Source organism: Intestinibacter sp. (assembly GCF_051866655.1).
Lineage (GTDB): Bacteria > Bacillota > Clostridia > Peptostreptococcales > Peptostreptococcaceae > Intestinibacter.
Map to the genome: position 1 here is coordinate 1 of NZ_JBJDXL010000428.1, position 12,866 is coordinate 12,866.

At 29.5% G+C, this 12,866-nt stretch carries 9 protein-coding genes; 8 read left to right on the top strand and 1 reads right to left on the bottom strand.

The window, feature by feature from the left end:
• The 8 genes from ACI3VO_RS12845 to ACI3VO_RS12880 all read left to right on the top strand — a co-directional run.
• Window positions 1–652: MMPL family transporter (locus tag ACI3VO_RS12845; RefSeq protein WP_439758296.1), on the top strand; the 652-nt coding region annotated here is incomplete at its 5' end.
• Window positions 653–715: 63 nt separating this feature from the next.
• The gene (locus ACI3VO_RS12850; protein ID WP_439758297.1) at window positions 716–3,238 is read left to right on the top strand and encodes a hypothetical protein; all 2,523 of its coding nucleotides are present in this window, start codon (window positions 716–718) and stop codon (window positions 3,236–3,238) included.
• A gap of 316 nt (window positions 3,239–3,554) precedes the next feature.
• Complete coding sequence (gene putP / locus ACI3VO_RS12855; RefSeq protein WP_439758298.1) at window positions 3,555–5,054, top strand: sodium/proline symporter PutP; 1,500 nt, start codon at window positions 3,555–3,557, stop codon at window positions 5,052–5,054.
• Window positions 5,055–5,187: 133 nt separating this feature from the next.
• On the top strand, window positions 5,188–5,400 hold the full coding sequence (locus tag ACI3VO_RS12860) for a hypothetical protein (RefSeq protein ID WP_439758299.1): 213 nt from the start codon (window positions 5,188–5,190) through the stop codon (window positions 5,398–5,400).
• A 519-nt stretch (window positions 5,401–5,919) separates the two neighbouring features.
• Entirely contained in the window at window positions 5,920–7,272 is a 1,353-nt protein-coding gene (locus tag ACI3VO_RS12865) for a TrkH family potassium uptake protein (RefSeq protein WP_439758300.1), read from the top strand.
• Window positions 7,273–7,322: 50 nt separating this feature from the next.
• A complete protein-coding gene (locus ACI3VO_RS12870) occupies window positions 7,323–7,967 on the top strand; it encodes a potassium channel family protein (protein WP_439758301.1) in 645 nt (214 codons plus the stop codon).
• 178 nt (window positions 7,968–8,145) lie between these two features.
• A complete protein-coding gene (locus ACI3VO_RS12875) occupies window positions 8,146–10,863 on the top strand; it encodes a DUF4118 domain-containing protein (protein ID WP_439758302.1) in 2,718 nt (905 codons plus the stop codon).
• Entirely contained in the window at window positions 10,856–11,560 is a 705-nt protein-coding gene (locus ACI3VO_RS12880; RefSeq protein WP_439758303.1) for a response regulator, read from the top strand. The genes ACI3VO_RS12875 and ACI3VO_RS12880 overlap by 8 nt, the downstream gene beginning before the upstream one ends.
• Before the next feature lie 93 nt (window positions 11,561–11,653).
• On the opposite strand, the gene ACI3VO_RS12885 is transcribed toward ACI3VO_RS12880, so the two are convergent.
• A partial coding sequence (locus ACI3VO_RS12885) for a YhgE/Pip family protein (protein WP_439758304.1) occupies window positions 11,654–12,866 on the bottom strand: 1,213 nt, incomplete at its 5' end.

Sequence of the window (12,866 nt, forward strand, 5' to 3'; positions counted from 1 at the left end):
AGCATCAGATGAGTGTAATGCTCAATTGACAGAAATCGAAAATATAGTTCATAAATACGATAAAAATGGTCTTATAAGTGGAGAAGCTCCTCTTACAAAAGACTTGATAAGAATTGCAGATTCAGACTTCAAGAAAGTAAGTGCAGTTTCAATAGTAGCTATATTTGTAATAATAGCTATAGTATTTAAATCAATATCTCTACCGGTGGTATTAGTAGCAGCGATTGAATGTGCTATATTTGCAAACTTAGGAATACCTTACTATACAGGAAAGGTAGAACCATTTATAGCATCTATAGTTTTAGGAACTATTCAATTAGGAGCAACAGTCGATTATGCGATACTTATGACTTCTAGATTTAGAGAAGAGCTAGCTTATACAGATGATAAGTTTGAAGCTATGAAGTCAGCAATACAACACTGTGCTGGTTCAATAATGACAAGTGCGTTATCATTCTTCTCAGCTACTATAGGTGTAGGTGTTATATCACAACTAGAGCTTATAGGTTCTCTATGTAGCTTGATGTCTAGAGGTGCAATAATAAGTATGCTTATGATTATATTCATATTGCCAGCATTATTACTTGTATTTGAACCTATTATAAGAAAAACTAGTAAAAATTTTGAAAATAAAATAGAAGCAGTTAATTAGATATTAAAGATAAGTTTATATAAAATCGTAAAGAGGACATTAAATAATGGAGGGAGATTAATCATGAAAAAGAAATCAATAGCTATGGCAACAGCGGCTTTAGTTGCAGCAAATAGTGTATGCGTATTTGCACAAAGTGATAATAAAGTAACTAAAGATGAAACAGTATATTCGATATTAGATGAAAATGGAGATGTAATTAAAAATATTGTCTCTGATTGGATAAAAAGCGATACATCATTAGGAAGTATAAAGGATGTAAGTAAACTAACAAATATAAAAAATATAAAAGGCGATGAACAACCGACAATAAGCGGAAATGATGTTAGATGGAACGTAAGTGGAGATGATCTATACTATCAAGGTGAAACAAATGAAAAATTGCCAATAGATGTAAATATAAAATATGAATTGAACGGTAAAGAAGTAAATCCTAAAGAAATAAAAGGTCAAAGTGGTAGCTTTAAAATAACTATAAAATTAAAAAACAACATAAAGAAGACTGCTACAATAGATGGAGAAAAAAGAGTAATATATACTCCGTTTTTAGCAGCTGGAGAAATTGCCTTAAATAGAGACAATTTTAAAGATATAGAAACTAGTGCTGGTATAATGTTAGATGAAGGTAACAATGCATCTATAACATTTGTATCATTGCCAGGACTTAGTGAATCACTAGATTTAAGTAAAGATATGAACGATTATCTAAATTTGAAGGATGAAATAGTTATAACAGGTAATACAACTGATTTTCAAATTCCTACAATAATGTTTGCAGTTACTAGCGATATAACAGGAACATTGGAAGACATAGATGAAGATATGGATTTTGGTGAATTAAAGGATTCTTTAGATAAATTGCAACAAGGTGGAGCAGACTTAGTAGACGGAGCAAAGCAAGTTGCAGATGGAACTGAAACTCTAAATTCAAATTACAGTAAATTTGATAATGGATTAAAAACACTAGATAGTGGTATAGGAACATTAAAAAGTGGAGCAGATACTTTAGCAAATAGCTTGCCAACGTTGAATGATGGAGCATTAAGCTTGACAAGTGGATTAAAACAAATAAACGATGGTCAACAAACTCTAAACTCAGGAATATTTGAATATACAAGTAGTGCCGATAAATTAGATGCAGCTTATTCACAAATAAATTCAGGAATAAGTTCATTAGATAATGGAATAAGTTCATTGAGCAGTGGAGCAAAAACACTTACAGATAGCTTACCAACATTGGATAATGGTGCAAACTCTTTAAATAGTGGACTTAAAGAATTGAGCTCATCACAAACAAAATTTGCAAGTGGTGTACAAAGCTATGTAAGTAACGCAAATAAATTAGATGAATCATATAATAGTATAGATAACGGTATAGCTTCTGCATATAGTGGGGCGAAGAGCTTAAATAGCGGTTTAAATCAATTGGGAGATGGAGTAGATAGCTTAATAAGCTCTACAGATAAGGTGGACTCATTAGCTGATTCAGTATCTCAAGTATCTTCAAAATTATCATCATCAGATAACAGCGAGCTAAAAGCGCAAATAGAAGCTTTAGCTCAAAAAGCAGCAGCAGATGGAGACAGTGAGCTTGCAAGTCAAATAGTTAGTTTAGGTCAAAGTTTACAAGAACAATCTAAAGATTTAGATAAAGCAGCATCTAGCTTAGATCAAATAAGTGCTGGACTTAAAACTGTAGCATCTAAACAAGAAGAAGGATTAAAATCAGTTAAAGGCGGTATAAATTCTGCTTCTGACGGTGCATCCAGCTTAAAATCAGGATTATCACAGCTTAAAGATGGTTCATCACAATTTAGCTCTAAATTAGGTGAATTTGCAGGAGCTGGAACTACACTTAACGATTCTTCAAGCAAATTAGCAGCTGCTACAGACAGCGCATATGCAGGAAGTAAACAATTATCAGAAGGAACAGGAAAATTAGTATCAGGAGCAAGTGCTCTAACAAATGGCGTGGCTGAGCTTAAAAATGGTTCATCACAATTAGCAAGTGGCTCACAAACATTTGGAACAAATTTAAGTCAATTTGCAAAAGCAGGAGGAGATTTAAAATCAGGAAGTGCTACATTATCATCAGCTACAAATAGTGCGTATGCAGGAAGTAAACAATTGTCAGAAGGAACAGGCAAATTAGTGTCAGGAGCAAGTAGCCTAACAAATGGTGTGGCTGAGCTTAAAAATGGTTCATCACAATTAAGTACAAATTCTACAAAAATAAAAGACGGTATATCTACATTAGCAGATGGTACTGATAAATTATATGATGGAGCTGTTCAGTTAAAGGAAGATGGCTTAGATGAATTAAAAGACCAAGGCGATGAATTGATAACAGAAATAGATAACGTAATGGATGTAAAGGACGAATTAGTAAATGCAGCAGAAGAATACAACAACTTCTCAGGAATTGACGATAATATGAATGGTAAAGTCAGATTTGTATTTAAGGTTCAAGAATCAGAAGATAGTGCTCAAGAACAAAATACTGATAAAACAGATGCTCAAAATAAAGACAATACAGAAGAAAAACAAGGCTTCTTTGGATGGATAAAGGGATTATTCAATAAATAGAGATACGCAAAAATAATGAAAGAAATAAAAAATTGGAGATGATTTATATCATCTCTATTTTTTGTAAAGTATAAATATTTTATTGTAATTTATTGTTTTTTAGAGAAATATAGCGTATTTATTATACAAAGTATTTGAAATATATAGCTTAATTTTATAAACAATAAAGAATTTTTATATAAAAAAAAATAATATTATTGACTATAGTAAATAATAATATTATAGTATAAATATGTAAATATAATGGAATAATTGTCTAAAAATATAATAATATGGAAAATAACTTAGATAATTATAGGATTAGGAGGGAATTAATTTGATACAAAACAATCTTACTATAATTGTGATTTTCGTTTTATATCTAGTTATGATGCTATTAATTGGTCTTATGGCATATAAGAAAACTAGTAATACAGAAGATTACTTTTTAGGTGGAAGAAAATTAGGAAGTTGGGTAGTATCACTTAGTGCACAAGCGTCAGACATGAGTGGATGGATGCTAATGGGTCTACCAGGAGCTGCATATCTTGCAGGTTTAGAAGCAGGATGGATTGCAGTAGGATTAACAATAGGGACTTATTTTAACTGGAAGTTAGTTGCTAAAAGACTTAGAAATTATACTGAGGTATGTGATTCAATAACAATACCACAATTTTTAGGAAAAAGATACAGAGATGATCAAAATATCATTAGAGTTGTAAGTTCATTATTTATATTAATATTCTTCTTAGTGTATACAGCATCTGCATTTGTTTCAGGAGGAAAATTATTCTCAACAGTATTTGGTATTGACTATACAGTGGCTTTATTTATATGTGCATTAGTTGTTGTATCTTATACTTTTGCAGGTGGATTTTTCGCTGTATGTTGGACAGATTTAGTTCAAGGTATACTTATGTTTATAGCTATAGTAATAGTTCCTTGTGCTGCAGTAATTAACATGGGAGGAATAGATGCTACATTAGCTAGAATAGAAGCAGTAAATGTAAATATGCTAAATCCGTTTATAACACTTGATGGATCATCTATAGCACTTATAAGTGTAGTATCATCACTTGCTTGGGGGCTTGGATATTTTGGACAACCTCATATATTAGTTAGATTCATGGGCATAAAAGATGCTAAAAGTGTTAAAAAATCAAGAAGAATAGCTATGGTTTGGGTAGTATTCTCTCTTGCTGCAGCGACTTTAGTTGGTATGTTAGGTAGAGTATTCTTAACTGAAGATTTAAGCAGTACATCTGGAGAAACAGTTTATATATTAATGGTTATGAAAATATTCCCAATTATTATAGCAGCATTATTCCTAGCAGCTATACTTGCAGCTGTAATGAGTACAGCGGATTCTCAACTTTTAGTTACAGCTTCAGCAATAACTGAAGATTTCTACAAAGCTAAATTTAGAAAAAATGCTAGTGATAGAGAATTAATGGCAGTCAGTCGTTTGACAGTTGTCGTGGTATCTATAATAGCTGTAATTATAGCTTTAAATCCAAATAATACAGTTTTAGGTCTTGTTGAAAATGCTTGGGCAGGATTTGGGGCTACATTCGGACCAATAATGATATTCTCTTTATTCTGGAAGAGAACTACTAAAAAAGGTGCAATTGCTGGTTTAGTAACAGGTGGTGTAACTTCTATAATATGGAGAAATTTAGGCACTATCTATGGTGGAATATTCGGTCTATATGAAATAGTTCCTGGATTTATATTATCAGCAATAGTAATTTATATAGTAAGTAAATTAGACAAAGAACCTTCAAAAGAAATTCAAGATGAATTCGATAAAGTTCATCAAATGAATCAAAATTGTTAATTGATTAAGCTATATTTAATTAAAACTTTATAGTTTAACTAAAGCATTTAAAAGCATTGTCAAAGTTAATTATATAATCTGACAATGCTTTTTTAGTATATGAAAATACTAATTATATTTTAGAGGTGATTTTATGAGTTTAGGTTTTGATAAGGATGGAAAGTATATTTTTGTAAAGGATAAATATTTTGAAGCAGTTAAAAAAAGCCAAGGTAAAATTACATCTGTTGAGAAGAGCTTTGGGGCTAAATACGATGGAAAGAGAGTCAAGGTTGTAAATGAAAATAGTGGTTTAGTAGATGGTCAGTATTATGTAAATTATTCTTGGTGTGAAAAAGTAGATTAATAACGAATTAAGCGAGAGTTCTGTTAAGACCCTCGCTTAATTTTTGCGTTATATATTAATTTTTTCTTGTATTAGATTTCATATTAGACATGGAATCATCGAAAAATTTGACAATGAAATAAAATAATATAAAAGTCAATATTAATACAATTATAAGCAATATTTCAGTCATATTAATGCCCCCTAACACAGAAAAAATGCTTTATTAATTTAAAAGTAAGTAGCTAAAATCTTGAAGATTTAAATTAATAATATTATTTGTGATAATTCTAACAAAAATAATATTAAATTTGTATTAACAAAAAAATATAGATATAAAGATTGCATAAAGATATAAAAGTGTATATATAATCTTTATACAATCTTTATACAAAGAAGATTTTATTTATATTTTCTTAATTTAGAATTTCATATAATAGTTATGATTGGAATTTTATGTAATGATTATAATCTGGTTAAATAATTAAAAATTAGAAGCTTAATTTATAATTTACAAGCGAGATTATTGGGAGGAATAATATGGATTTTTTTACTAAGAAAATGAGTGAAATTTCACCAATGAAGAAAATTTTAGCTGGATATTGTTTAATTATATTAATAGGAGCTCTATTGCTAATGTTGCCTATTGCTACTAGAGCAGGTCAAAGAACATCGTTTTTAGATTGCTTTTTTACAGCTACATCAGCTACTTGTGTTACAGGACTTATAAGATTTGATACATATACATACTGGTCTTTATTTGGACAAATTGTAATTTTATTATTAATACAAATTGGAGGTATTGGATTTGTAACATTTGCTATAAGTATAATTTCTATTACAGGTGCAAAAATAGGTATGAATTCTAGATATGCTATGCAGGAATCAATTGCAGCACCGCAAATGGGTGGTATTATTAGAATGACCAAATTTATAATTCGCGGAAGCTTTATATTGGAATTAGGTGGTGCCTTGCTTTTAAGCTTTTATTTTTGTCCTAGATTAGGACCTTTAAAGGGATTATATTTTTCTGTCTTTCATTCAATATCTGCATTTTGTAATGCCGGATTTGATCTTATGGGAAATTATACAAAGTTTTCATCTTTAACTAGTGTCTATGACAATTGGTATTTTAATATTATAATTATGGCACTTATAGTAATAGGTGGGTTAGGTTTTTTTGTATGGAAGGATTTAGTGGATAAAAAACTAAAATTTAAAAAATATAAATTGCATACAAAGATAGTTGTTAGTGTAACCGTCTTCTTAATTTTATCTGGTGCGTTACTTATATTTATTATTGAAAATAATAATGTAGTTTTTGAAGGAAAAAGCTTGCCTGAAAAGATTTTAATGTCTGTGTTTCAATCAGTAACTACTAGAACAGCAGGGTTTAATACGATGGATTTAGCAGCTATGAAGGAATCTAGCTTATTTTTAATGATATGTCTTATGTTAATTGGAGGCTCAACTGGTTCTACAGCTGGGGGTATAAAAACGACTACTTTTGCAGTGTTAACATTAAGTATATTATCCACATTTAGAAGAAAAAAAGAAGTAGAGTGCTTTGGTAGAAGATTAGAGGAAAGTTCTTTGCAGGATGCTTCGTGTGTATTTATGATGTACATAATACTTTGTGTTGTTTCATCTTTAATAATTTCAAGCATTGAAAATATATCTATGCTAACTTCCTTATTTGAGTGTGTATCGGCTATTGCTACAGTTGGTTTGACTATAGGTATAACTTCTAATTTGTGTGCATTATCTGAGTTTATATTGTCTATGTTGATGTTATTTGGTAGAGTTGGTTCTATTACTATATTATTAGCATTTTCATCAAATAAAAGAATAAAAGTTTCAAAGTTGCCACATGAAAAGATAAAAATCGGTTAAAAAATATTCAGTATTAAATAATGTTTTAATTATAGAAAGAAGGTATTTTTATGAAATCTGTTTTAGTAATAGGATTAGGTAGATTTGGAAGACATATGTCACAAAAATTAATAGAAGAGGGTAATGAAGTATTTGCTATAGAGAGAGATGAAGAAATAGCAGATTCTTCTATAGATATAGTTAGCAATATCCAAATAGGAGATGCTAGAAATGAAATGTTTATAAAATCTATAGGTGTAAGAAATTTTGATATATGTGTAATAGCCATAGGAGATAATTTCCAAACCACTCTAGAAATTACAGTGCTATTAAAGGACTTAGGTGCAAATTTTATAATAGCAAGAGCTAGTCGAGATGTTCATAAAAAGCTTTTGCTCAGAAATGGTGCTGATTATGTTGTTTATGCTGAAAGAGATATAGCAGAAAAGCTAGCTGTAAAATTTGGAGCGAAGAATATATTTGATTACATAGAGCTTAATGAGGAATACGGTATATATGAAATTGCTGTCCCTAACTCGTGGAGGGGAAAAAGTATAATAGAAAAATCGATAAGAAATAAATACAATATAAGTATTTTGGCTACGAAAAAAAATGGAAAGCTACATCCAATGATCGACCCAAATCATGTATTTTCAAATGATGAGAGCTTGATGGTTATGGGAAGACATAGTGATATAAAGCAGTTAACAAAATAAATTTTATTAGTAAAAGAGGCTTAATGCAAAACAAAATTTGTATTGAGTCTTTTTTATAAATACTTTTTTAATTTTATGTTATATATTTATGAAATAAAATGATTTTTGGAACTAAAAATTTAGAGTTATAATATATAATGAATATATTTTTAAAAAGAATATTTTGGGAGGAATTAAAATGAGGTCAAATCCAGAAGACATATCGAAGAAAATAAAATATGAAGAAGATACTAAAAAAACTGGTAAATTAAAAATTTTTTTCGGATATGCAGCAGGAGTCGGTAAGACATATGCTATGCTTAATGCCGCACATGATTTGAAAAATCAAGGTGTAGATGTTGTTGTAGGATATGTAGAACCACATATGAGATTAGAGACAACAGCGCTTTTAGATGGATTAGAACAAATAGAAAATTTAGAAATAAAATATAAAGGAATTACATTAAAGGAATTTAATTTAGATGAAACTATAAAAAGACATCCAGAGGTTGTATTAGTCGATGAATTGGCGCATACAAACGCAGATGGATGTAGACATATAAAGAGATATCAAGATATAGAGGAATTACTAAATGAGGGTATTGATGTATATTCTACAGTAAATGTTCAACATATCGAGAGTTTAAACGATATAGTAAATTCTATTACAGGGATATCTGTAAATGAGAGAATACCAGATAGGGTATTTGACAATGCAAATCAAGTCGAACTTGTGGATATAGAACCTGAGGAATTAGTCGAAAGATTAAATCAGGGGAAAATATATAAAAAAGAATCAGCAGAAATAATATTGAACAATTTATTTACATTAGAAAATTTAAGAGCTTTAAGAGCAATAGCACTTAGAAGAACGGCTGATAGAATAAATAAAATTTCTGAAAAATTTGGTGTAGGTGAAGGCTATTATTTTACAGAGGAACATGTTTTAGTATGTCTTTCTTCATCTCCATCAAATGCTAAAATTATAAGAACAGGAGCTCGAATGGCGACTGCATTTAATGGAAAATTTACCGCTATATATGTTGAAACAGAGCAAAATGAGAATTTAGATACAGAAGATAGATTGAGATTAAAAAGCAATATGAAATTAGCAGAACAGCTTGGTGCTAAAATTGAAATAGTTTTTGGAGAAGATATTGCATTTCAAATAGCAGAATTTGCAAAATTAATGCACATATCTAAAATTGTTATGGGAAGAAGTAGTACTAAAAGAAAGGGAGCCTTTTCTAAGGCTTCTTTTGCAGACAAGCTTATAGCATACGCTCCTAATATAGATATATATATAATTCCAGATAGAAAATCAGAATATAAGAAAAAAATTAAAGATGAAAAAGAAAAAAATAAGAATGAGGATTTTGAAATTATATCTGTAAAGGACGTTTTAAAGACTTTATTAATTTTACTTATTGCGACAGTAATTGGCTTCGGTTTTTATTCATTTGGAATAAGAGATGCAAATATAATAACAGTATATATTTTAGGGGTATTATTTACATCTATTGTTACAAATAGTGTTCTTTGTTGTGTGATATCATCATTACTTAGTGTATTAATTTTTAATTTCTTGTTTACAGAGCCATTATATACATTTAATGCATATGACTCAGATTATCCAATTACATTTTTGACGATGTTTATAGCAGCTTTACTTACAGGAAGCTTGGCGTCAAAGATAAAAAAACAAGCTCAAGTTGCTGTGCAATCAGCATATAGAACAAATGTATTGCTTGAAACAAACCAAATAATTCAACAGGCTAAAAATAGCGATGATATAATAAAATTTACTGTAAAACAGCTTAGAAAATTACTAAATAAAAGTATTATATATTATAGTCCCGATGAACAAAAGAATCTAGAGCTAAATATATATTCTTTAGTAGATGGAGATAAGCAAGAAAATTACGATAACCACAAAGAGAGAGAGGTTGCACAATGGGTTTTCAAAAATAATAAACGTGCAGGGAAATCGACTAGTACTCTACAAGGTTCAAATTGTATTTATTTGGCAGTTAGAAGTAGAGAGCAAGTATATGGTGTAATAGGGATATCACTAAAGGATAGTGAAATAGAAGCTTCTGAAAATGATTTAGTACTATCTATAATTGGGGAGTGTGGTTTAGCCTTAGAAAAAGATTTATTCAGTAGAAAAAAAGAAGAAGAAACTATGAAGGCAGAAAAAGAAGAACTAAGAGCTAATTTATTGAGATCAATATCACACGATCTAAGAACACCACTTACATCAATAATGGGAAATGCAGGTGTTTTGATAGATGGCAATATAGTTTTAAGTGAAGGTAAAAAGAAAAATTTATACAGCGACATTTATGATGATTCTATATGGCTTTTAGAAATAGTAGAAAATATATTAGCTGTAACAAAGATTGAAGATAATTCTATGAATATAAATCTAGTTCCCGAGGTAGTAGAAGAGGTAATAGATGAATCGTTGAGACATTTAAGTAGAAAGAGTAAGGAGCATGAAATTATCAAAAAACCAATTGAAGACGTGATTTTAGCTAAGATGGATTCTAGATTGATTATACAAGTTATAGTAAATATAGTTGACAATGCTATTAAGTATACTCCAGCTGGATCAAAGATAGTTGTTTCAGTTGAAAAGAAAGATAAAGATTATGTTATAGTAAAAATTTCAGATGATGGAAATGGTATACCAAATGAGAGCAAAGAAAAAATATTTGATATGTTCTATAGTATACATAACAAAGACAGTAATATAGCAGATAGTAGAAGAGGGTTAGGTCTTGGACTTGCTCTATGTAAATCTATTATAAATGCTCATGGAGGAGAAATCGGTGTTTGTGACAATGAAAAAGATGGAAAAGGAAGTGTATTTTATTTTACTTTAAAAGCACAGGAGGTCAATTTATATGAATAAACATAGTATATTAGTTATAGAAGATGATTTGGCAGTAAAAAATCTTATCACCACTGCTTTAGAAATGCAAAATTATAAATTTCATACAGCTGAAACAGGAAATCAAGGTTTAATGGAGATTTTATCTGGAAACCCAGATATAGTTCTATTAGATTTAGGGTTGCCAGATATAGATGGCATAGATATAATAAAAAAAATGCGTACATGGTCTAACAAACCTATAATAGTAATTAGTGCCAGAACGGAAGACAAAGATAAAATTGAAGCATTAGATGCAGGTGCAGATGATTACTTGACTAAACCATTTTCTGTAGAGGAGTTGTTAGCTAGAGTAAGAGTTATATTTAGAAGATTAAACTATGTAAATAGCAATATAGAATCTAATTCGATATTTATAAATGGAGATTTGAAAATTAATTATGTTCAAGGCTGTGCATATATGAATGACGAAGAATTACATTTAACACCTATAGAATATAAATTATTATGTGTTCTTGCAAAAAATGTCGGAAAAGTATTGACTCATACATTTTTAATCAAAGAGGTTTGGGGAAATACATTAGGTAGTGATGTAACTTCACTTAGAGTTTTTATGGCAACCCTTAGAAAGAAAATTGAGATAGATACATCAAAACCTAAATATATACAAACACATGTAGGTGTTGGATATAGAATGCTTAGAATAGAAGAATCTTAGTATTTTAACTGAAATACTATTCTAAAAAATGCAAAGTCAAAGAAAATATAATTCTAGACTTTGCATTTTTTAGATTAATTGTATAGAGTATGTTTATTCTACTAAATGACTATCCTCTAATTTAGATACAAATTTGTGAAGTAATCTATTGATTGGAGCTTTAAGGAATATATTTATAAGTATCGCAGTTATAAGAAATACAAATAATACACAGAAATCTATTCTTAAGTTAGGAAAATATATACCACCTATAGCCTCTCTCATAGCTGAAATACCATAAGTAAATGGTAAGAAAGGATACATCATTTGGAAAAATTTAGGTGTTACCTGAATAGGGAATGTACCACCAGATCCAGCAACTTGAAGAACTAACAAAATTACACCTATAGCTTTTCCTATATTTCCAAATAAAGATACTAGAGAATATACTATAAAATTAAATACTATACTTACAAATAAACATATAAGCACAAATAAGAATGGATTAGCCATTTTTACTTTAAGTATAAAAATATCACCTACACTTACTATAAGTGCCTGAATAAGAGCTAATGATAAAAATGTAAGTCCTCTACCAAGATAAACTTGATAAGGTCTATAGGTATCAGTAAGGTTGTCATTATCGTCCTTATTATTATGGCAAACATGAACCTCAGTAGTTAAAAGTGATGTTAATAGCAATATACCAACCCACAGAGAAAGAGTAGTATAAAAAGGTGTCATAGAAGCACCATAATTAGTCATAGGGTATAGCGTATGTTCAACTATATCTACAGGTGATTCTAAGAAGCTGGCATTAGTTATAACATCGTTTTTTAAGAAATCGATAAGTTTTTTTGTATCTTCACCATTGTTTATTTTATCTAAAGCATCTATAAAGTCATTTAGGATAGTTTTAGCTTTAGGGATTTTTTCATTAGCAAGGTCAATCGTTTCTTGAGCATTTTCTGAAAATCCTGAAAGACTAGATAATAAGCTTTTTACCTTAGGGATTTCGTTTTTAGCATTTTGTAATAGCTTACCGACATCCTCAGAAACAGTTATACCTTGAGAAAAAATATTATTTATAGGGTTTTTAATAGATGAATCATAGTTGTTTAATATTCCTGCTGTGACCATATTAATATCATTTGCAACTGTAAGCAGATTATTTAAGTTATCTAAAGAAGGTTGTTCATTTGACTCAACTTGGCCTTTTATTTTACTTAAATAAGCAAGTGAGGTTTCTATTTTTGAATTTATATTATTTAATTTACTTATAGTGTCGCTTAAATTTTGATTATGAGATATATTATTTAATTTATTT